This window comes from Bradyrhizobium cosmicum, assembly GCF_007290395.2.
GTDB classification, from domain to species: Bacteria; Pseudomonadota; Alphaproteobacteria; order Rhizobiales; family Xanthobacteraceae; genus Bradyrhizobium; species Bradyrhizobium cosmicum.
Genome location: NZ_CP041656.2, coordinates 6,758,142 through 6,779,994 on the forward strand (window position 1 = coordinate 6,758,142; position 21,853 = coordinate 6,779,994).

Annotated in this window: 20 protein-coding genes; 7 read left to right on the forward strand and 13 right to left on the reverse strand. The window is 64.3% G+C overall.

Features of this window, described 5'->3' with window-relative positions:
• Positions 1 to 321: 321 nt before the first annotated feature.
• The 9 genes from FNV92_RS32190 to FNV92_RS32230 all read right to left on the reverse strand — a co-directional run bounded on the left by FNV92_RS32190 (position 322) and on the right by FNV92_RS32230 (position 9,583).
• Entirely contained in the window at positions 322 to 2,376 is a 2,055-nt protein-coding gene (locus FNV92_RS32190) for an ATP-binding protein (RefSeq protein WP_015688907.1), read from the reverse strand.
• Positions 2,373 to 3,872 carry an ATPase domain-containing protein gene (locus tag FNV92_RS32195; protein WP_143843080.1) on the reverse strand — a complete coding sequence of 500 codons (1,500 nt, stop codon included), beginning with the start codon at positions 3,870 to 3,872 and terminating at the stop codon, positions 2,373 to 2,375. The genes FNV92_RS32190 and FNV92_RS32195 overlap by 4 nt, the downstream gene beginning before the upstream one ends.
• A 165-nt stretch (positions 3,873 to 4,037) precedes the next feature.
• Positions 4,038 to 4,811 (reverse strand): thioesterase family protein, encoded by a 774-nt coding sequence (locus FNV92_RS32200; RefSeq protein ID WP_143843079.1) that lies wholly within the window; start codon positions 4,809 to 4,811, stop codon positions 4,038 to 4,040.
• A 67-nt stretch (positions 4,812 to 4,878) separates the two neighbouring features.
• The gene (locus tag FNV92_RS32205; protein WP_143843078.1) at positions 4,879 to 5,847 is read right to left on the reverse strand and encodes an NAD(P)H-dependent flavin oxidoreductase; all 969 of its coding nucleotides are present in this window, start codon (positions 5,845 to 5,847) and stop codon (positions 4,879 to 4,881) included.
• 183 nt (positions 5,848 to 6,030) lie between these two features.
• Positions 6,031 to 7,431 (reverse strand): aspartate ammonia-lyase, encoded by a 1,401-nt coding sequence (locus FNV92_RS32210; protein ID WP_143843077.1) that lies wholly within the window; start codon positions 7,429 to 7,431, stop codon positions 6,031 to 6,033.
• 36 nt (positions 7,432 to 7,467) lie between these two features.
• Positions 7,468 to 7,995 (reverse strand): hypothetical protein, encoded by a 528-nt coding sequence (locus tag FNV92_RS32215; RefSeq protein ID WP_143843076.1) that lies wholly within the window; start codon positions 7,993 to 7,995, stop codon positions 7,468 to 7,470.
• Between the two features lie 48 nt (positions 7,996 to 8,043).
• Entirely contained in the window at positions 8,044 to 8,646 is a 603-nt protein-coding gene (locus tag FNV92_RS32220; protein WP_015688913.1) for a YqaA family protein, read from the reverse strand.
• Positions 8,647 to 8,691: 45 nt separating this feature from the next.
• Complete coding sequence (gene hisE, locus FNV92_RS32225; protein ID WP_015688914.1) at positions 8,692 to 9,096, reverse strand: phosphoribosyl-ATP diphosphatase; 405 nt, start codon at positions 9,094 to 9,096, stop codon at positions 8,692 to 8,694.
• Between the two features lie 118 nt (positions 9,097 to 9,214).
• Complete coding sequence (locus FNV92_RS32230; RefSeq protein WP_143843075.1) at positions 9,215 to 9,583, reverse strand: hypothetical protein; 369 nt, start codon at positions 9,581 to 9,583, stop codon at positions 9,215 to 9,217.
• A 227-nt stretch (positions 9,584 to 9,810) separates the two neighbouring features.
• Between FNV92_RS32230 and FNV92_RS32235 the strand changes: the two genes are divergently transcribed.
• The 6 genes from FNV92_RS32235 (at position 9,811) to FNV92_RS32260 (ending at position 17,452) form a co-directional block, all read left to right on the forward strand.
• Positions 9,811 to 10,857 carry an ABC transporter substrate-binding protein gene (locus FNV92_RS32235; RefSeq protein WP_168213456.1) on the forward strand — a complete coding sequence of 349 codons (1,047 nt, stop codon included), beginning with the start codon at positions 9,811 to 9,813 and terminating at the stop codon, positions 10,855 to 10,857.
• 89 nt (positions 10,858 to 10,946) lie between these two features.
• Positions 10,947 to 12,755, forward strand: a complete 1,809-nt coding sequence (locus FNV92_RS32240; RefSeq protein ID WP_143843073.1) for a glucan ABC transporter ATP-binding protein/ permease — start codon at positions 10,947 to 10,949, stop codon at positions 12,753 to 12,755.
• A 191-nt stretch (positions 12,756 to 12,946) separates the two neighbouring features.
• Complete coding sequence (locus FNV92_RS32245; protein WP_015688918.1) at positions 12,947 to 14,401, forward strand: D-alanyl-D-alanine carboxypeptidase family protein; 1,455 nt, start codon at positions 12,947 to 12,949, stop codon at positions 14,399 to 14,401.
• A 192-nt stretch (positions 14,402 to 14,593) separates the two neighbouring features.
• A complete protein-coding gene (locus tag FNV92_RS32250) occupies positions 14,594 to 16,279 on the forward strand; it encodes a long-chain fatty acid--CoA ligase (protein WP_143843072.1) in 1,686 nt (561 codons plus the stop codon).
• 22 nt (positions 16,280 to 16,301) lie between these two features.
• Positions 16,302 to 16,856, forward strand: a complete 555-nt coding sequence (locus tag FNV92_RS32255) for a DUF924 family protein (RefSeq protein ID WP_143843071.1) — start codon at positions 16,302 to 16,304, stop codon at positions 16,854 to 16,856.
• Between the two features lie 110 nt (positions 16,857 to 16,966).
• Positions 16,967 to 17,452: a peroxiredoxin gene (locus FNV92_RS32260; protein WP_143843070.1), complete on the forward strand. Its 486-nt coding sequence runs from the start codon at positions 16,967 to 16,969 to the stop codon at positions 17,450 to 17,452.
• A gap of 137 nt (positions 17,453 to 17,589) precedes the next feature.
• Here the strand turns inward: FNV92_RS32260 and rnhA are convergent, their stop codons facing one another.
• The 3 genes from rnhA to ispH are packed head-to-tail and all read right to left on the reverse strand — an operon-like array spanning position 17,590 to position 20,009.
• Entirely contained in the window at positions 17,590 to 18,054 is a 465-nt protein-coding gene (rnhA, locus tag FNV92_RS32265; RefSeq protein WP_015688922.1) for a ribonuclease HI, read from the reverse strand.
• Positions 18,051 to 19,034 (reverse strand): homoserine kinase, encoded by a 984-nt coding sequence (locus tag FNV92_RS32270; RefSeq protein WP_015688923.1) that lies wholly within the window; start codon positions 19,032 to 19,034, stop codon positions 18,051 to 18,053. The genes rnhA and FNV92_RS32270 overlap by 4 nt, the downstream gene beginning before the upstream one ends.
• A 6-nt stretch (positions 19,035 to 19,040) precedes the next feature.
• Positions 19,041 to 20,009 (reverse strand): 4-hydroxy-3-methylbut-2-enyl diphosphate reductase, encoded by a 969-nt coding sequence (gene ispH / locus FNV92_RS32275; protein WP_143843069.1) that lies wholly within the window; start codon positions 20,007 to 20,009, stop codon positions 19,041 to 19,043.
• A 253-nt stretch (positions 20,010 to 20,262) separates the two neighbouring features.
• On the opposite strand from ispH, the gene FNV92_RS32280 reads away from it, so the two are divergent.
• Positions 20,263 to 20,958, forward strand: coding sequence for a DUF1013 domain-containing protein (locus FNV92_RS32280; RefSeq protein WP_015688925.1), 696 nt, complete (start codon positions 20,263 to 20,265; stop codon positions 20,956 to 20,958).
• Positions 20,959 to 21,082: 124 nt separating this feature from the next.
• On the opposite strand, the gene FNV92_RS32285 is transcribed toward FNV92_RS32280, so the two are convergent.
• Positions 21,083 to 21,829 carry an OmpW/AlkL family protein gene (locus FNV92_RS32285; RefSeq protein WP_041749101.1) on the reverse strand — a complete coding sequence of 249 codons (747 nt, stop codon included), beginning with the start codon at positions 21,827 to 21,829 and terminating at the stop codon, positions 21,083 to 21,085.
• Positions 21,830 to 21,853: the final 24 nt, after the last annotated feature.

Here is a 21,853-nt window from a genome sequence, read left to right on the forward strand (position 1 = left end):
CGCGCCACAGAGTGCGCGCGGGCACTGCTCGCACAATTGCCGGCGAATCGAGGAATCAACTAGAGCGATATCGGGGCTGGGAAGCGGAGAGTGAGATGAGAGTCGCTTCCCTGGAAAGTGCAGTGGCCGCGGTCACGTTGATCACGGCGATCATTGTCGTGTTGTGGGAGATCAAGATCTTCTACGGCATCTGAACAGGCAGGATGCCTGCATCGAACAAGAGACCTCCAGGCAAGAAGAGGCTCGCGACCAAGCATCCCTTCCGCGGCGGCGGAAGCCTGCCTTTCAAGTGGGGTCGCGGATGCTTTCCGCGCTGGCCTTTCAGCCAAGCATCTGATCGAGGCGATCGCGAAGCTGATCCTGGTGATAGGGCTTGGCCAGCCTCGGCAGATCGAGTTGAGACCCCTCGGGCAGCTCGGCATATCCGGTGGCCAGCAGAATCGGCAGTGACGGTCGCAACTGACGCGAGGCGGCCGCGAGTTCGAGGCCGGTCATGCCGGGCATGACGTGGTCTGTCACCATGAGATCGATCGGCTGCTCGCTTCGAATGATATCGAGGGCGTGACGCGCCGAGTTGACGCCGATGACGCGATGACCAAGATCCTCGAGCATTTCCGTGGTCGACATCGCGATCAGCGGATCGTCGTCGACGAACAGGATGACGGCGGATCGACCGGCCTGTTGCTGCACCGGCATCGGCACCTCCGCTTTCGGAAGCTGGGTGGCGACCGGGAGGATCAAGGTCGCCGTAGTGCCAACTCCGACCTCACTGGAGAGCTGAAGGGCACCGCCGAGTTGCACGGCAAGACCATGCACCATCGAGAGGCCCAGTCCGGTTCCTTTGCCAAGGGGCTTGGAGGAAAAGAACGGCTCCACGGCCCGCTTCAACGTCTCCGACGACATGCCTGCGCCATTGTCGATCACGGATAGCGCCAGATAACGTCCAGGCGGCAGCCGCGCCTCTTCGTCCGCCTGATTGTCTCGAATACGGATTTCGATCGAACCTCCGTCGGGCATCGCGTCGCGCGCATTGATGGCGAGGTTCAGGATCGCGAGTTCAAGCTGGTTGGAATCGACTCGTGCCGGTGGCACGCGATCGGGAACGTCCAGACGCAGCTCGACCCGGGGACCGAGCGAGCGCTCGAGCAGGTCGCTCATCCCCCTGATCAACGTGCCGAGATCGACCGCTTCGGCCCGCAGATCCTGCTGGCGGGCGAACGCCAGCAGGCGTTGCGTCAACGAGGCGCCTCGTTCAGCGCCCTGCAACGCGCCGTCGATCAGCCGGCGCAGGCGCGGGTCGTCCGGAATACGTTTGCGCAACAGATCGAGATTGCCCATGACGGCCATCAACAGATTGTTGAAGTCGTGCGCAACGCCGCCGGTCAACTGGCCGATTGTCTCCATTTTCTGGGCCTGCCGCAATTGATCCTGGGCTTTTTCGCGCGCGGCAACCTCATTCATCAGATCCGCGGTCCGTTGCTCGACGCGCTGCTCGAGCGTGGCCGTGAGCTCGGCCAGCGCAGTCCGCTCTGCAGCAAGCTGGGCCAGCAGGTTTTCACGCTCGATCTCGGCGACCTTGCGCGCGGTGATGTCGGAGCACACCCCGACCAGGGATTGCACGCTGCCGTCTGGCCGAAAAACCGGCCGGGCCCTGATATCGACCCAGTGCTGGGAGCCGTCAGGCCAGATGTTTCGATATTCGATGCTGTAATCGCTACCGCTGGCGACGGCGCGGTCGAACACGGCCTGCCGTCTGGCGCGATCGTCCGGGTGCACTGAATCGACCAAATCCTGGTAGGAGAACTCCTGTTCGGATCGGCGCCCGAAGAAGAGCTTGCAGGTGTTCGAAGCTTCGAGCATCAACGACGGGAGTTGCAGCTCCAGCGCGCCGAGCTGACCCGCGCTCAATGCCGTTTGCAGCAGGCCTTCGCTCTCGGTGAGGGTCTCCAGGATCGCGCGTGATTGGTACTGGCGGCGGCGCCCTCTGAGGGCAGATCCCACCACGCTCACCAGCGTGGTGGGGTGAAATGGACGCTCGATGAAGGTGACGTTGCCCAGCGCGAGACCGAGCCGCATGGCGTCGGGATTCCGCTCCGGCCCGCCGCCCTGGCGTGTCAGCAGCACGATCGGAAAGTCCGACCATGAGGGCTGTTCGTTCAGCCACCTGACCAGACCGCGCAAGTCGGCGGTCTTCACGGCTTCGTTGGCGATGATGGCGAGCCCCGCGCCGGCTGCCATCTCGCGCACGAGCGCATCGAGGTCGGTGCAGATGTCGGCGACGAACCCTGCTTCACGGATCAGGCTCGCGGCGACATTTGCGTCGCGGCCCGTCGGAGCAAGCACAACGGCACGTTCGGACGTATCACCCGGCCTCACGCACCGGGCTCCCGCAGCAGAGGCCTGGTGTCGCCCATGTAGACAGGCACGCCGCGCAACACGCCCTGGAATTCCTCCAGCGGCTCACCTATGGCCAGACCGCGGCTGCTGATACGGAACTCGCGAATGGTCGATTCATGCTGGCCCATCCGCTTCTTGATCACGGATATCGCACGCCGCACGCTGCCGAGCGCTTCGAAATAGCGCAGCAGGATGACCGTATCGGCGAGATAGGTGACGTCGACCGGTGCCCTCATATCACCGACGAGGCCGTGCTGGGCCACCGTCATGAATGTCGCGGCACCGCGGCGATTGAGGTACTGCAACAGCTCGTGCATGTGGAGGATGAGCGAGTTTTCCTCGGGCATGGCCGCCTGGTAGCCATTGAGACTGTCGATCACGACGGCCTTGATCCCCTCCTCGTCCACCCGCTTGCGGACCATATGAGCGAATTCCCCGGGGGAGAGTTCGGCCGCATCAACTTGTTCGATCGCGAGACTGCCGCTCCGGCGCAGCGCGTCGAGATCGATTCCAATGCCCTTCATGCGCGAGAACAGCAGACCAAGCTCCTCGTCGAACACGAACAGCGCCGCTTTCTCTCCCCGCGCCACCGCCGCGACGGCAAACACGATCGCGATGAGGGACTTGCCGGTACCGGAGGGGCCGAGAACGAGCGTGCTCGAACCCGATTCCACACCACCTCCTAGCAACTGGTCGAAGCCTGCAATGCCGCTGGAAAACGTACTGCGCTGCAGGTCGGCGCGGTGCTCGGAAGCGACCAGCCTTGGAAACACGTTCAGGCCGCCGGTGGTGATGGTGGCATCGTGATAGCCGCCGCGAAACCTGGTGCCGCGATACTTGATGACGCGCACGCGGCGACGCTCCGCGCCATAGTCCGGAGCGAGCTCTTCGAGGCGCAGAACCGCATGCGCGACGCTGTGGACGGTCTTGTCGGCGACATCGGCCGTGAGATCGTCGAGCAGCATCACCGTGGTGTTGAACCTCGAGAAAAAGTGCTTGATGGCAAGGATCTGGCGGCGATACCGCAGCGAACTCTGGGCCAGAAGCCGGATTTCGGACAGACTGTCGAGCACGACGCGGTGCGGCTTGATCCGATCGACTGCCTCGAAAATCTGCTTGGTCGTCTCGCCGAGCTCGAGATCGGAGGAGTAGAGAAGGCTCTGCTGCTGTTCGGAATCGAGCAGGCTCTCAGGGGGCAACAGTTCGAAGACAGTTATTCCGTCGTCCAGCGTCCAGCCGTGCGAAGCCGCACCATCTCGCAACTCGCGCTCGGTCTCAGACAAGGTGATGTACAGGCATCGCTCGCCGGCCTTGGTGCCTTCGCGCAGGAATTGCAGCGCCACCGTCGTCTTGCCGGTGCCGGGCGCGCCTTCCACCAGGAAGACATGCCCGCGCGACAATCCACCGGACAGGATGTTGTCCAAGCCCCAAACACCGGTCTGGGCCCTTCCCGAAAATTCCTTAATCGAAGCCATATTTTCCCTCTAGGGGGAATAAAACCGGGAAGGGAACAATCGGTTCCGGGCGGAGCCGTCACGATCCATGCAGGGCGGACAGAGGGCCATTTCCGAATGGCGGCCCGGCGATGTGGAACCGATCCAGCACCGCGCCGGCGAAGACGGCTGCCGACAGGAATGGCGCTATCGCTTCTCGATGACGAGGCTCTGCACTGCGCGGCCAAAGTAGCCCTGCCGATCCGCCAGCCGCGACATCGCGAGGCCCGCCCCGTCGGCGCCAATCCAGGATTCGCCGTCGAGCAGGATCCACTCGCCGATCGGCTGGCGTGAAAAGTTCACGGTGAGGTCGGCGTTGATGTAGGTCCAGGCGTGGAAGTCGAGCGTCGAAGCCGTGCCGTTGGAGAAATCGGCGGCGACCACGGCGCGCATCGCCTGCGAGAGCGCTTCGCCCTCGATCAGCGGGTGATCGACGCGAAACCAGATCGCGCCGGCACCGGCCTTGCCGAAGCGACCGCGCGCGGCGCGCATCGAAACCGATCGCACGAACGGACTGGTGGCGGCATGACCGTCCTCGACGAGCGAGTCCTCCGGCGAGGGCAGCGTCACCGGCAACTCCGCGACGTCGTCGGGCAGACTCAAGGTCTGGCGCTTGATCTTCAGCACGGTGGCACCGACCACCTGCACGCCGTCGGCGAGCAGCTTGATTTCACAGAGCTGAATCTTGCGGCCCTCGCGCAGGACCTTGGTCTCGATCGTGAGTGGCGCCACCGGGACCGGGCGCATCAGGTCGATAGTAACGCGCGCAATGTTCATCGGCGCCGGAGTCGGAATGCGCTCGGCCGCCCAGGTCACCAGCGAGGCAGGCGCCGATCCGTGCTGCATGCGCCGGTCCCAGGGACCGGCGGCATCAGGGCTGGTGAGGACGTTGTTGCCGTCGACACGGTAGATGGCGGTCATGTTTTGCTCGGTCTCCCGGCTGGCGTTCCCCCGGACGCAGCTCAGCAGCGCGTCCGGGACACCTAGACTACAACGGCGGATCAATCGCCTCGTCGTATTCCTTCTTGAAGCGCGCGATCAACTCTGCGGCCGGCACGACGCCGTCGATGCTGCCGATGCCCTGGCCGCTGCCCCAGATCTCCTTCCAGGCCTTCGGCTTTGCGCGCTCGCCGGAGGCGTCGGTGCCGAAGTTCATCTTGGAAGGATCCGAGGTCGGGAGGTTCTCGGGGTCCATGCCGGCGGCGAGGATCGAGGGCTTCAAATAGTTGCCGTGTACGCCGGTGAAGAGGTTGGAGTAGACGATGTCGTCGGCCGTCGAGCCTGCAATCATCTCCTTGTACTTCTCGACCGCGTTCGCCTCCTTGGTGGCGATGAAGGCCGAGCCGATATAGGCGAAGTCGGCGCCAAGAACGCGCGCGGCGCGGATCGCCCTGCCGTTGCCGATGGCGCCGGACAGCGCGATCGGACCGTCGAACCACTTTCGTGTTTCAGCAACGAAAGCCAGCGGCGAGATGGTGCCGGCATGGCCGCCGGCGCCGGCCGCGACCAGGATCAGGCCGTCGGCGCCCTTCTCGATCGCCTTGTGCGCGAACTTCTGGTTGATCACGTCGTGGAAGACGATACCGCCCCAGCCATGCACCGCTTGGTTCAGCTCTTCGCGTGCGCCGAGCGAGGAGATGACCATCGGCACCTTGTACTTGGCGCAGAGCTGCATGTCGTGATCGAGCCGGTTGTTCGACTTGTGCACGATCTGGTTGACCGCGAACGGCGCCGACGGCTTGTCGGGATGGGCACGGTCGTAGGCCGCAAGCTCCTCGGTGATCCGCGCCAGCCACTCGTCGAGCAGCTCCGGCGGCCGCGCGTTCAGCGACGGGAACGAGCCGACCACACCCGCCTTGCACTGCGCGATCACCAGATCGGGCACCGAGATGATGAAGAGCGGCGAGCCGATCACCGGGATCGACAGGCGCCCCTTGAACAAGGCAGGCATGGACATAGCGGAGCGATCCTCTATTGGCGGTCAAATGGAAGTTGGGAGCCATACCAACAAGGCAATCTTTCCACTGTCAAGTATTGCGTTATGACGCCGTGGCAGAAGCCGTGACCGCAATTCCAAGGCGCGGAATACCTCTCCCGTCATTCCGGGCTCGCGCTTCGCGCGCCCCGGGAATGATAGCGCCTACCCAATCAGATCCGGATTGATCAGCCGCTCGAACGAGAACATCTCGTCCCACTTCTCCTGCGTCAGCAGCTTGCGCTCGACCACCACGATCTGGTGCAGCGACTTGCCGCTCTTGTAGCCCTCGCGCGCGATCTCAGCGCATTGCTTGTAGCCGAGCAGCGGCTTCAGCACGGTGACGATGCCGAGCGAGTTCAGCACCATGTTGCGGGTGTGCTCCTCATTGGCGGTGATGCCGACAACACAGTTCTCGCGCAGGCTGTTGACGGCACGCTCCATGGTGCGGATCGAGAAGAACAGCGCGAACGAGATCACCGGCTCCATCACGTTGAGCTGGAGCTGGCCGGCGCTGGCCGCCAGCGTCACCGTGGTGTCGAGCCCGATGACCAGGAAGCTGGTCTGGTTGACGACCTCGGGGATCACGGGATTGACCTTGCCCGGCATGATCGACGAGCCCGGCTGCAATTGCGGCAGGTTGATCTCGTTGAAGCCGGCGCGCGGGCCGGAGGCGAGCAGGCGGATGTCGTTGCATATCTTCGTCAACTTGCTCGCGGTGCGCTTGAGCACGCCGGAGAGCTGCACATAGGCGCCGGTGTCCGATGTCGCCTCGACCAGGTCGCCGGCGAGAATGAAGTCGACGCCGGTCAGCGCGCTGAGATGCCGGACAGCGAGCTTGGGATAGCCGTGCGCCGCTGTGACGGAGGTGCCGATCGCGGTGGCGCCAAGATTGATCTCGCGCAGCAGCGCCCGTGCCTCCGAGATGCGATCGACCTCCTCGCCCATGGTGGTGCCCCAGCCGCGAAATTCGGCACCGAGCGACATCGGCACGGCGTCCTGAAGATGCGTACGGCCCATCTTCAGCACGCGATCGAACTCCCTGCCCTTGGCGAAGAACGCCTCCTGCAGTTGCCGCAACGCCGTCATGTAGCTTTCGAGCCGGAGGATCAGCGCGAGCCGAAAGGCGGTCGGATAAGTGTCATTGGTGGACTGGCCGTAGTTGACGTGATCGTTCGGACTGACATGCTGGTAGTCGCCCTTTTTGAAGCCGAGCGATTCCAGCGCGAGATTGGCGATCACCTCGTTGGCGTTCATGTTGGTGGAGGTGCCGGCACCGCCCTGGATGAAGTCGGTGACGAACTGATCCATCATGTCGCCGGCAATGACGCGGTCGCAGCCGATGATGATCGCGTCCGCCACCTTGGCGTCGATCGCGCCGAGGTCGCGATTGGCCATCGCCGCGGCCTTCTTGACGTAACCGAGCGCCTTCACGAAGTAAGGCTCCTGGTTCATCGGAATGCCGGTGATGTGGAAGTTCTCCTTCCCGCGGATGGTCTGGACGCCGTAGTAGATGTCGTCGGCGATCTCACGCTGTCCGAGGAAGTCCTGCTCCGTGCGGCTCATGGGCGCTCCTTGTTGCTGGTGCGCGGCGTCATCGCTTCAGTTCTGGCACAGCGCGCTTGTCACGAAAGTGTCGGTGCGGCAGTCGTCCGGCTTTCGTTGCCTGCCCGGGATGAGAACCTTGGCCGAGCATTTCTCTGCGGAATCGGCGTTCAGGCTCTTGCCTTCCTTATAGCCCTTGCTCTGGCAAAGCTGGTCGGCGGCCTGCTTGCAATCGGGCGCTCCGTTTGACGACGCCGGACAGGCCATACGCCCCGATACCATGGTGGATGGCTTCGCCAGGCGCGACAGGTCGTTCATGGTCTCGCTCGGGCTTTTGATCGGCGGCAGGATCGAGGGCAGCTTGTCGAACAGCTTGCCCATTTCGTTGATCAGCCCGGGATTTGCCTCGTGGACCGGCGGGGCGGGCGTCGAGGGCAGCGGCGCCTGCGGGCCCTGCTCCTGCACGCCGAGCGACGGCGGCGCGGATTGCGGCCATGCCGTCCCGCCGGCACCGAGCAGGAGCGAAAGCACCGCGAATATCAGCGTCCCCAGTCGCAGGACCGGACTGCCGGATCGAACCATCATGACGGCAACCGTAGCCGAAGCGCGCGCCGCGGCAAAGCCGCAGCAGCGCTAGATCAACTTGATTGCAATGACGAAGCCCAGCACCAGCACGGCGGCGCCGAGCGCGACCCACAATCCGAGATGCTTCTCGATCCTGACCCGGATCCAGTCGCCATAGCGATTGAGCAGGATCGCCACGATGAAGAAACGTCCCCCGCGCGCAACGATCGAGCACAGGATGAACAGTCCGATATTGTAGCCGGCGAAACCCGAAGTGATGGTGACGAGCTTGTAGGGGATCGGCGTCAGCCCCTTGAGCAGGATGATCACCGCGCCCCACTCCGCGTAGGAGGCGCGGAAAGCGTCGACCTTGTCGCCGAGGCCATAGACCTGGATCAGCCAGTGGCCCACCGAGTCGAACAGCAGCGCGCCGATGGCATAGCCGAGCAGGCCGCCCACGACGGAGGTCGCGGTGCAGATTGCAGCATAGAGCCAGGCGCGCTGCGGGCGCGCCAGCGACATCGGAATCAGCATGACGTCCGGCGGGACCGGGAAGAAGGAGCTTTCAGCGAAAGCCACGGCGCCCATGATCCAGAGCGCGTAAGGCTTGTGAGCGGCGTCGATGCACCAGTCGTAGATACGTTTCAGCATGGCGCCGCGATGAAGCACCATGGGGCGGATTTGTCCATCGCGAGTTTTGTGACGCTCTGGCGGCGCCTAGTGGCGTTTGCGCGCCACGCGGCCTTCGAGCGCGACAATTGGCCGCCTGGCGGCTACGCGCGGTGACGCCACTTTGGGCAGCTTCATCGGCGTCTTCGGCAGCTTCTCGGCGATTCCGAGCATGTCTTCCCGCCGCGCCATCTCGCGCCAGACGTCTTCAGGGCGCACACCAGCCGAGGCCCAAAGCACAGTGAGATTGTAGAGCAGATCGGCACTTTCCCGAATCACGGCCTCGCTGTCGCCGTTGACGGCATCGATGACGACTTCGATCGCCTCCTCTGCCAGCTTCTTCGCCATCTTGGATGGGCCACGTTGAAACAGCCGGGCCGTACGCGATGTTGCCGGATCGAGATCTCTGGCCGCGAGCACAGCCAGATATAGCCGCTCAAGCGAATCACTCATGGTACTCAAAACTACTCTAAACCAATGGCGAGGGCGTTAACGCCCGACAATAAAAGCAAAAAACAGGCCGCCGCGGCAAGCGCGACGGCCCGTTATGGTCAAGATCAGCTGGCCGGACTTAGTAGCAGGACCCGATGGAGCCCTGGCCGCCCTGCGCAGACTGGTAGGGGCCACCGCAACGGTGGAATGGGCGCGGGCCATAATAGGAGCCGCCGCCGTAATAGGCCGGGGCTTCATCGTAGTAGACGGGACCGCCGCCGTAGTAGGCCGGGGCATCATAGGCATAGGCGTCGCGGGTCGCGGCGATCGCAAGTCCGGTACCAATGGCGCCGGCGATTGCCGCGCCGGCAAAGGCCGCACCGCCGCCACCATGCCAATGACGGCCGCCTGCGTAAGAGGCAGTCGGGGCGGCCGCGGTCAGCGCCAGCACGGCGGCAGTAGCCATAACGGCCTTGCGGCCGGCAAATCTCGAAAATCGGTCAAACATGTCCTGGACCCTCCTTGGGACCTCGAATGGTGCCTGACGACAGGCTCATGTCTTTCAAACACCCGCAGCCCATGTTGGGTTCCCCAACCCCAACACAAGCTGAACGGGGTTGCGTGATCGTGACGCAACCGCCGCTCATCCGCCGTTCATGTTGGCGCGCGCAGGCTCACCGCCGGCCGGCGCTGCGAGCGTCACAAAACCACAACAATGCGGGACCGGCGCAACTGATGTCGGGATACAAGACGATCGTTCTTCGCGGCCTGCTGGGCCTTGCAATCTCGCTTGCCGCACTGACGACGCGCGACGTCGTGGCGGCCGAGACCGCCGCCCCGTCCACCGCGATCCATTTCACGTTCGATCGTTCGATCGATGCGAGCATGGCGCCGTTCTTCCTTGCCGCAAAGGACGGCGGCTTCGGCACCGAGCGTCTCAACGTGACATTCAACATCGCGGCCGGATCACCGGAAACGCTTGCGCGCGTCGCCAAAGGCGACAGCGAGCTCGCGCTCGTCGACATCAACGAACTCATTCGCTTTCGCGGCAAGGACGATGCCGCACCGCTCAAGGCAGTGTTCGTGCTGTTCAACCGCGCGCCCTACGCCATCATCGCCCGCAGGAGTCGCGGCATCCATCTCCTGCCCGACCTCGACGGCAAGACTGTCGGCGTTGTCGACGGCGATCTGTCGATGCGGTTGTGGCCGGCGCTGGCGCAGCAGAACGGCATCAACACTCCAAACGTGAAATTCCACAAGATGAGCGCGGCAGTGCGCGAGCCGATCCTGTCCGCGGGGCAGGTCGATGCCGTCGCCGGCTTCAGCTATCTCTCGGCGGTGAACCTGCGCGATCGCGGCGTACCCGGAGCGGATCTCGTCGTGCTGCGCTTTGCCGATTATGGCTGCGAGGCCTACGGCTTTGCCGTGGTGGCCAATCCCGCCTTCGCTGCGACCAAACCCGATGCGGTGAAGGGTTTTGTTCGCGCCTTGATCGCCGGCATCAATGCGAGCGTCAAAGAGCCGGCGCGCGCGGCAAACGAGGCCGCAGGCCGCATCGACGACGGCGACCGCGATCGGGAGCTTGAACGCCTGCGCACCGTGCTCGTCGACAACATCCTGACCGACGAGGTCAGGCGCAATGGCCTCGGCGGCGACCCGGCGCGCCTGGAGCGCTCGATCGACCAGATCGCGCAGGACTTCAAATTCCACAAGAAGCCGGCGGCGGGTGATATCTTCGACGACCGGTTCCTGCCGCCCGTCGCAAGGCGGCAGATCAACTGAGCAAAACTACAGCTTCCGCTGTATCTCGCGGGCGATCCCTGATTAGAATATCGGCTCACCTCGTTCGATCCGCCCGAGTTCGCTACAGCATGACCATTTTCAGCCTTTACACCCGCGTTCTCGAACTCCTCGGCAAGGAGGCACGACTGGGCTGGCTGCTGGCGTTTGCCAATCTGCTGCTGGCCGCCTCGCAGTTCGCCGAGCCCGTCCTGTTCGGCCGAATCGTCGACGTGCTCTCGGGCAAGACGGTCGCCGGGTCGAGTTCGGCCTGGCCATTCCTGCTGGCCTGGGTCGCGTTCGGGCTGTTCACCATCGGATGCAGCGCACTGGTGGCCCTGCAGGCCGACCGGCTCTCCCACCGTCAACGCCAGGCGGTGCTGACCGACTATTTCGAGCACATCCTGCAACTGCCGCTGACCTTCCACTCCGGCACCCATTCCGGCCGGCTGATGAAGGTGATGCTCAACGGTACCGACGCGTTGTGGCGGCTGTGGCTCGGCTTCTTCCGCGAGCATTTTGCCGCGATCCTGTCAGTCGTGGTGCTGCTGCCGCTGTCGCTTTACCTGAACTGGCGGCTCGCGGTCCTGCTGTTCGTGCTCTGCGTCGTCTTCACGGCGCTGACCACCTTCGTCGTGCGCAAGACCTTCGGCATGCAGATGCAGGTCGAGGAGCACTATAGCGAGCTCTCCGCCCGCGCTTCTGACGCGCTCGGCAACGTCGCGCTGGTGCAGAGCTTCGTCCGCGTCGAATCCGAGGTGAAGGGGCTGCGCTCCGTCGCCGACGAGCTGCTGGCCGCGCAGATGCCGGTGCTGTCGTGGTGGGCGCTCGTCACCGTGATCACGCGCGCCTCCACCACCATCACGGTGCTCGCGATCTTCTCGCTCGGCATCGCCCTCCACGACCAGGGCCTCACATCGGTCGGCGAAATCGTGATGTTCGTGAGCTTCGCGACCATGCTGATCCAGAAGCTCGAGCAGGTCGTGAGCTTCATCAACAACGTGTTCATGGAAGCCCCGCGCCTGCGCGAGTTCTTCAACGTGCTCGATGCGGTGCCCGCGGTCCACGACCGCTCCGACGCGATCGACGCGGGCCGGCTCTCGGGCCTCGTGGAGTTCAACGACGTCACCTTCTCCTATGACGGCAAGCGGCCGGCGATCGAGGACCTCTCCTTCACAGCATTGCCCGGCCAGACCATCGCGCTGGTCGGCCCGACCGGTGCCGGCAAATCCACCGCGATCGCGCTGCTGCACCGTGCGTTCGACCCGCAGTCCGGCTTCATCAAGATCGACGGCATGGACGTGCGCGGCGTGACGCTGACCTCGCTGCGCCGGAACATCGGCGTCGTGTTCCAGGAAGCGCTCTTGTTCAACCGCTCGATCGAGGAGAATCTGCGCGTCGGCAAGCCGGATGCGACCGAGGCCGAGATGCGCAAGGCCGCGGAGCGCGCACAGGCACTCGAATTCATCGAGCGCAGCGGCGGCTTCCAGACCAACGCCGGCGAGCGCGGCCGCATGCTCTCCGGCGGCGAGCGGCAGCGGTTGTCGATCGCCCGCGCGCTGCTGAAGGACCCGCCGATCCTGATCCTGGACGAGGCCACCAGCGCGCTCGATGCGGTGACCGAGGCCAAGGTGAACGCCGCTCTCGACGAAGTGATGAAGGGCCGCACCACTTTCGTGATCGCCCACCGCCTCTCCACCATCCGCAATGCCACGCGGATCCTGGTATTCGAGAACGGGCGCGTGATCGAAAGCGGAACTTTCGATGAACTCGTCGCCAAAGCCGGCCATTTCGCCGAACTCGCGAAAGCCCAGTTCATGGTGCAGGAACAATCACAAGCGAATGCACGGGCCAGCGTGACGGCCGCCGAGGCTGCCGCGACAGCAGCCAAATCCCCATAGCAAGTCCCCATGGCACCGTCGAAATTCGGCCTATTTCATCGCTGAATACCCGGCCGAACCCCCTGTTCTCGACGCACGAGCCGGTATAGGTTTGCGACGCCGCAAGCGGCGGCGCCGGATTTCAGAACCGAACATCAGATCACGAGAGCCGCCCGGGAACCGGCGGGTCTCCAAGGACCGGAAATCGGATAGTGCACTCCCTTCGCCCGCTGCTTCGCAAGTCCCTGTTCAATCTGTTTGCTGCGACCCTCGCATGTGCGGCACTGCTTGCGCCACGCGCGGCGAACGCCGAAGCGCTGCTCCTGATCGAAGCCGACAGCGGCAAGGTGTTGCAGGCGGATAACGCGACGATCCCGTGGTATCCGGCCTCGGTCACCAAGATCATGACCGCCTATGTGACACTAAAGGCGGTGAAGGACGGCAGGCTCACGCTCGACACGCTGCTCACGGTGTCGCCGACGGCCGCCTCGCAGTCGCCCTCGAAGATGGGATTCCGTCCGGGAACACAGCTCACCGTCGACAACGCGCTGAAGATGATGATGGTCAAGTCGGCGAACGACATGGCCGTGGTGCTCGCCGAAGGCGTCGGCGGCTCGATCGACGGCTTCTCCGCGATGATGAACGACACCGCGCAGAGGCTCGGCATGACGCAGACGAGCTACGTCAATCCGAACGGACTGCCCGCCGACGGTCAGATCACCTCGGCGCGCGACCTCGGCATTCTCGCGCGCTCGTTCCTGCGCGACCTGCCGGAATACGAATACTTCGTGCACATCCCGGCGATCCGTTTCGGCAAGCGCGTCACCGGCAATTTCAACAAGCTGATCGGCCGCTATCCCGGCGCCGACGGTTTCAAGACCGGCTTCATCTGCGCCTCCGGCTACAATCTCGTGGCGTCTGCCACGCGCAATGGCCGCCGGCTGATCGCCGTGGTGCTCGGCGCCAGCTCCGGCACCGCACGCGCGGTGAAGGCGGCGCAATTGCTCGAGCGCGGCTTCAGCCAGGACAATCTCACCTGGCTCCGCCCCTCGCTGGGCACCGTCGACAAGCTGGTGCCGGTCGACGCCTCGCCGCCGAACCTGCGCGAGGACATGTGCGGCGGCCATCGCAAACGGCCGGCGAGCGACGACGACGACGCCCTGATCGCGACCAATGGCGGCACCTCCGGGTCGGCCTCCGCCACCGGCGGCGAAGCCCAGGTGACGTTCTTCACGGCCGGACTGCAGCCGCCCCTGATGAAGGCCTCCGAACTGATGGCGTCGGCTCCAGCGGCAGCCGAGCCCGTGCTGGTCTACACCGGCCCGACCCGCACCGGCACCGCCCTGATCGCGGCGGTTGCGGCCGACGCCGACCAGCAAACGGTTGCGAAGCCGCGTGGCAAGAAGTCGCGCGTTGCCAAGAAGCCTGATGCCGCCGACAAGCCGAAAGACGCGGCGCCCAAGATCGCAGCCGCGAAGCCGGCGGCGGTGAAGCCTGAGCCGAAGGCCGACGCTAAACAGGCGGCCAAGCCGGCTGGCGCCAAGCATGCCGCAGCCAAGCCGGATGCAGCGGCGAAACCTGCGGCAAGCGCTGATCAGCCCGCCAAACCCGCCAAGCCCAAGGCCGCGACCAAGCCTGCCGCCGCCAAGCCGGCCAACAACAGTTAACGGCCCTCGGAATTAAACCGCAGCCTGCGCTTCGCACTTGCGGCAACGCGATTTGCGACGATTCCAGTAGCCACTCCCCGGCCTTTGTCTTAAGCCTCCACGACTTGCCACCCGTTCCGGCAGGCTGGATACTGCCGGCAATGGGGCAAGCCCGAGACACAACGGGCTCTGGTGTAGGAGAGGGGAGTTTCCATGGAGCGCATCTGGCTCAAGCAATATCCGCCCGGCGTGCCCGCTGATATCGATCCGGCGCAATACGCATCGCTGGTCGACCTGCTGGAGGAGAGCTTTACCAAGTTCGCCGACCGCAAGGCGTTCATCTGCATGGACAAGTCGATCAGCTATCGCGACCTCGACCAGATGTCGCTGGCGCTCGCCGCCTATTTGCAGGGACGCGGCCTCCAGCGCGGCGCTCGCGTCGCGATCATGATGCCGAACGTGCTGCAGTACCCGGTTGCGACCGCCGCCGTGCTGCGCGCCGGATATGCGGTGGTCAACGTCAACCCGCTCTACACCCCGCGCGAGCTCGAGCATCAGCTCAAGGATTCCGGCGCCGAAGCCATCATCGTGCTGGAGAATTTTGCCCACACCGTCGAGCAGGTGATCGCGAAGACCGCGGTCAAGCATGTCGTCGTCGGCAGCATGGGCGACCTGCTCGGCTTCAAGGGCGTGATCGTCAATCTCGTCGTTCGCCGCGTCAAGAAGATGGTGCCGGCCTGGTCGCTGCCGGGGGCGGTCGCCTTCAACGATGCGGTGTCGGCCGGCCGCTCTCTGGCCTTCAACAAGCCGAAACTGTCGCCCGGCGACGTCGCCTTCCTGCAATATACCGGCGGCACCACCGGCGTCTCCAAGGGCGCCACGCTGCTCCATCGCAACATCGTCGCCAACGTCTTGCAGAACGATGCCTGGCTGCAGCCGGCGCTCTCTGCGCCCCCGCATGTCGACCAGCTCATGATCGTCTGCGCGCTACCGCTCTATCACATCTTCGCGCTGACGGCCTGTTACCTGCTCGCGGTGCGCGCCGGCGGCTGCAATCTGCTGATCCCCAACCCGCGGGATATTCCCGGCTTCGTCAAGGAGCTGGCGAAGTACCAGGTCAACAGCTTCCCGGCCGTCAACACGCTCTACAACGGCTTGATGCACCATCCCGACTTCAAGAAGCTGGATTTCTCCAAGCTGAAGATCTCCAACGGCGGCGGCATGGCCGTGCAGCGCCCCGTCGCCGAGCAGTGGAAAGCCGTGACCGGCTGCTTCATCGCCGAAGGCTACGGCTTGTCGGAGACCTCGCCGACACTGACCTGCAACCCGGCGAATGCGACCGAGTTCTCGGGATCCATCGGCATCCCCGTGCCTTCAACTTACATCTCGATCCGCGACGACGACGGCAACGAGGTGCCGCTCGGCCAGCCCGGCGAGATCTGCGCCAAGGGCCCGCAGGTGATGTCGGGTTACTGGAACAGGCCGGAGGATACCGCGAAGGTGATGACGGCGGACGGATATTTCCGCACCGGCGACATCGGCGTGATGGACGAGACCGGCTACACCAAGATCGTGGACCGCAAGAAGGACATGATCCTGGTCTCCGGCTTCAACGTCTATCCGAACGAGGTCGAGGAGGTGATCGCGAGCCAGCCGGGCGTGCTCGAATGCGCCGTGATCGGCATCCCCGACTCCAAATCGGGCGAGGCGGTGAAGGCCTTCGTGGTCAAGAAGGACCCGAACCTCACGGCGGAGGACGTGGTCAAGTTCTGCCAGGAGCAACTCACCGGCTACAAGGTGCCCAAGCACATCGAATTCCGCACCGACCTGCCGAAGACCAATGTCGGCAAGATTCTGCGGCGGCAGCTCCGCGACGAGAAGAAGGCCGAGGCGGCGTAAGGCGTAAGGCAAGTCTCGGTTCATGACTGACGCCGGTCACATCACGCCGGACGGCATTCTCGCCTTCTGGCGCGAGGCCGGCAGCGAGCGCTGGTACAAGCGCGACGACGCGTTCGACGCGCAGATCCGGCGCCGCTTTCTCGCGCTGTGGCAGACGGCGGCCGCCGGCGAGCTGGCATCATGGGAAGACGATGACGACGGCGCGCTCGCGCTCGTCATCGTGCTCGACCAGTTTCCCCGCAACATGTTTCGCGGCACACCGCAGGCCTTTGCCAGCGACGCGCTGGCGCGGGATGTCGCCCGCCGCGCTATCGGGCGCGGCACAGATCGCAGGATCGACCCTGTCCTGCTCGAATTCCTCTATATGCCCTTCATGCATTCCGAGCAGCTGCCCGACCAGCTGCACTGCGTGGCGCTGTTTCAGAACACCGACAATGCCGAGAACCTGAAATACGCGCGGGAGCATGCCGAGATCATCCGCCGGTTCGGCCGATTCCCTCACCGCAACCGCCTGCTTGGACGCGAGACCACAGAGGACGAGCAGGCTTTCCTCGACAATGGTGGTTTTGCGGGCTGATGACGTCACGATAGGCGGCCCCCGGCCCTCGAGGCTTCTTTCCGCCGGCAATATTGTGCAGGCCCGCAGCACGGTCTACAAAGCGGGACCGAATTCCAGGGAGACTGACGATGGCGATCCAGATTGGCGAGAAGCTGCCCGAGGCGAAGTTCCGCGTGATGACGGCGGAAGGTCCGCAGGTGAAGACCACCGACGATATCTTCAAGGGCAAGAAGGTAGCGCTGTTCGCGGTGCCCGGCGCTTACACCGGCACCTGCCACAAGATGCATCTGCCGAGCATCTTCCTCAACGCCTACGCCATCAAGGACAAGGGCGTCGACACCATCGCCATCATTTCCGTCAACGACGCCTTCGTCATGAACGCCTGGAAGCGCGACACCGACCAGCGCGATGAGGCCGTCTTCCTCGCCGACGGCAATGCCGACTTCACCAAGGCCATCGGCATGGAGCTGGACGCCTCCGCCAACGGCCTCGGCATCCGCTCCAAGCGCTACTCGATGCTGGTCGAGGACGGCGTGGTGAAGAAGCTGAATCTCGAGGCGATGCCCGGCAAGGTCGAAGTGTCCGGCGGCGATACACTGCTGGGTCAGCTGTAAGGTTCGCCTCATCTCTACCCAAGGATGACGTCATGCCCGGGCTTGTCCCGGGCATCCACGTTCTTGGTGGCGCGCGGCAACGCGTGGATGGCCGGGACAAGCCCGGCCATGACGAGTGGAGGGAGCGAGCTCCCTCGCTACTCGCTGATCCGAGTCTGCGTCCGCGCCATCGCGACGCCATCCCGCGCCAGTTGATCCGCGCGCTCGTTCTCGGGATGGCCGGCGTGGCCCTTGACCCAGTGCCAGCGCACCTCATGCGCCTTCAGCGCGGCGTCGAGGCGCTGCCATAGCTCGACATTCTTGACCGGCTTCTTGTCGGCGGTGCGCCAGCCGTTGCGCTTCCAGCCGTGAATCCAGCCGGTGATGCCCTGCCGCACATACTGGCTGTCGGTGTAGAGATCGACGGTGCACGGCTTCTTCAGCGCTTCCAGCGCGGAGATTGCCGCCATCAGCTCCATCTGGTTGTTGGTGGTGTGGCGCTCGCCGCCGTTCAGCTCTTTCTCCTTGTCGCCGAACTTCAGGATCGCACCCCAGCCGCCGGGCCCCGGATTTCCCGAGCAGGCGCCGTCGGTATAAATCGTCACAGTGGGACGCTCGCTCACGCGACCAGTCCTGACGGCATCAGCCCGTAGTCGCGCGCGCTGGAAACGCTCTGGTGGAAGCGCAGCTTGCGGACGTATTCGAGCGGATCCTTCGGCTTGACCAGCGCGCCCTCGGGCACGTTGAGCCAGTCGACCAGCCGCGTCAGCAGGAAGCGGATCGCGGCGCCGCGCGCCAGCAGCGGCAGCGCGGCCTGCTCGGCGTCAGTCAGCTTTCGCACCCGGCCGTAAGCATTGAGGAAGGCGCGCGCCTTGGTGACGTTGAAGGAATGATCCGGCTCGAAGCACCAGGCGTTGAGGCAGATCGCGACGTCATAGGCCAGCATGTCGTTGCAGGCAAAGGTGAAGTCGATGATGCCCGAAAGCTTGTCGCCGAGGAAGAAGACGTTGTCGTTGAAGAGATCGGCGTGGATCACGCCCTCGGGCAGATCGGTCGGCCAGATGCCGCTGGAGAGATGATCGAGCTCCTGGCCGAGAAACGCGCGCAGGCCCGGCTGCACCTCGTCGGCGCGATGTGACGCCGCATCGAACAGCGGCCGCCAGCCGGCGACCGAGAGCGCATTGGCGCGCTTGATCGCGAAATTGGCGCCGGCCAGATGCATCCTGGCCAGCCCTTCGCCGACGCCGGCACAATGGGCCGCGTTCGGCTTGCGCGGCCAGACGCCTTCGAGAAAGGTGATGATCACGGCCGGCCTGCCCGACAATTCGCGCAGCGCCTCGCCGTCCTTCGCCTTCACCGGCAGCGGGCAATTGACGCCGTGCTCGGCGAGGTGCGTCATCAGCGCGAGGAAGAACGGCAGATCGTTCTTCGCCACGCGCTTCTCGTAGAGCGTGAGGATGAACGATCCCGCGGTGGTGTGCAGCAGGAAGTTGGAATTCTCGACGCCCTCGGCGATGCCCTTGTAGGAGAGCAGGTCGCCGAGATCGTACTGCTTCAGGAAATCCGCAAGCTCGTCGGCGGCAACGTCAGTGTAGACCGCCATGCCGATTTACTCGGCGGCAGCTTCGGGGCGCACCTGGCGCGGCAGCGGGAAGAACTCGTTCTCTTCAGCGGCCGAGACCGTCTCCACATGCAGCGTGTAGCGCTCGGCGAACGCGTCCATGATCTCCTCGACGATCACTTCCGGCGCCGATGCGCCCGCAGTGATGCCAAGGCTCGAGATGTTGCTGAACCGTTCCCAGTCGAGATCGGCGGCGCGCTGCGCCAACACCGCGATCTTGCAGCCTTCGCGCTCGGCAACCTCGCGCAGGCGCTGCGAGTTCGACGAATTGGGAGCGCCAACGACAATGAGCGCGTCCACCACCGGCGCAACCTTCTTCACCGCGAGCTGGCGGTTGGTGGTGGCGTAGCAGATGTCTTCCTTGTGCGGCCCGTTGATGTTCGGGAAGCGCTCCTTGAGCAGCGCCACGATCTCCGCCGTGTCGTCGATCGACAGCGTGGTCTGGGTCACGAAGGCGAGGTTGTTCGGATCCTTCGGCGAGATCGTCTTGGCGTCCTCGGCGGTCTCGATCAGGGTCACGGCGCCGACCGGAAGCTGGCCGAGCGTGCCGACCACCTCGGGGTGATGGGAGTGGCCGATCAGGAAGATCTCGCGGCCGCGCTTGAAATGGATCGCGGCCTCGCGGTGCACCTTGGTCACCAGCGGGCAGGTCGCATCCAGCGAAAACAGGTTGCGGGACGAGGCGTCGGCCGGGACGGACTTCGGCACGCCATGGGCCGAGAACACCACCGGGGCGGTGGTATTTTCCGGGATTTCGGCGAGCTCCTCGACGAAGATCGCGCCCTTCTTCTTCAACCCGTCGACGACGTATTTGTTGTGCACAATCTCGTGGCGAACATAGACGGGGGCGCCGTATTTATCGAGCGCCCTTTCCACGGTGTCGATCGCCCGGACCACCCCGGCGCAGAAGCCGCGGGGAGAACAAAGCACGATCTTGAGGTCTGGTTTAGCTGACATTGAGCGATCTCGGGACCGAATCACCTCGCCAAATGGGCGGGAAGCGGCCTTGGGATGAACAGGGCTTAGGTACGGGCTTACGGAGACTTCAGAGGGAATTGGGCCCCCTTTCGGGCGCTGTCAAGGCACTATCTATAGCAGAACCATTGCGTGGCTACCCCCTCCGGGCTTATATAGCGCGAATTCCCAGTCATCGCTGATGACCACCGGCTTCGCCTCCAGAGGGGTGGGCGAAGCACAAAGGAGATTTGCCATGAGCAACGCACCTCTGATGCCCAAGGCGACCGCCGTCTGGCTGCTCGACAACACCGCGCTGACCTTCGATCAGGTCGCCGACTTCACCAAGATGCACCCCCTCGAGGTGCGCGCGATCGCCGACGGCGACGCCGCCCAGGGCATCAAGGGCATGGACCCCCTCTCCAACGGCCAGCTGACCCGCGAGGAGATCGAGAAGGGCGAGAAGAACCCTGACTACCGGCTCCGCCTGCAGGAGAGCAAGGTGGTGCTGCCGCCCCAGCCCAAGCGCAAGGGCCCGCGTTACACGCCGGTGTCGCGCCGCCACGAGCGCCCGAGCGCCATCCTCTGGCTGCTGCGCAGCCACCCGGAGCTCAAGGACGCCCAGGTCATGCGTCTGGTCGGCACCACCAAGAGCACGATCGCGAGTGTGCGGGACCGCACCCACTGGAACACCTCGCAGCTGACCCCGATCGACCCGGTCACCCTCGGTCTCTGCTCGCAGATCGAGCTCGATTTCGAGGTCGCGCGCGCGGCCAAGGAGAAGCCGATCGACACGGCCTATGGCGGCGCCACCCTGCTGCCGGCTTCCGAGACCACCAAGAAGGATGAGTACGAGCCGGCCGAACGCTCGAGCGACGACCTCAACGTCGACGCCGTGTTCGCCAAGCTCAAGACGCTCGGCGGCAAGAAGCACGAGGACGAGGAGGAATAAGGCTCCTCTTCCGGTTTGCTATCCCAAGCAAACGAAACGCGGCAGGAAAACCTGCCGCGTTTTTGTTTTTGCTACCCCACCCTCGGCGTCGTCCCCGCGAACGCGGGGACCCATACCGGTGAGATTAGAACTTGTAGGTCACGCCAGCGCCGACCAGCCAGGGATCGATATGCGCATTGCCGGTGACCGGCAGGCCACTGACGATCGCGCTGTAGTCCGGACGCAGCCAGAGCTTCTTGACGTCGACGTTGAGACCCCAGTGCCGGTCGAGCATGTAGTCGAAGCCGAACTGCACGGCGCCGCCCCAGGCGTTGCTGACATGCAGATTCGTTGTGGTGGCAACGATCGCGGGCGGCCCGACGATGGCGGCCGGCGAATTGGCGGCGGAGTTGTTGAAGAACACCGTGTAGTTCACGCCGGCGCCGATATACGGCTTGAACGCGCCGAAATTGTCGAAGTGATATTGCAGGGTCAGCGTCGGCGGCAGCAGCGTGGTCTTGCCGATCGGCAGGTTCGCCAGCGAGCCGGTGCCGCTGATCGAATGCCGCGTCACGCCCAGGATCAATTCGGCCGCGATGTTCTTGGTGAAGAAATAGCTGATGTCGAGCTCAGGCACGACCTGATCGCTGATCGACAGGCCGGAGTTCGGCGACGACAGCGAGGGCACACCGGCGACATTGACGCTCGAACCGCCCGCATCCGGCAAGACGCCGAGCACGCGCAGGCGCACCATCCACGGATTGAAGCTCTCAACCGGCGGCGGCGCCTTCTTGTAAACCGGCAAATCGGCAGCCTGCGCCGAGGCAAGAGCCCCCGCGAGCATCGCGCCAGCCGTCGCAAGCCGCGCCAGCGTTCCTATCTTTCCATTCATTGAATTCCCCTTCAGCCACATGCG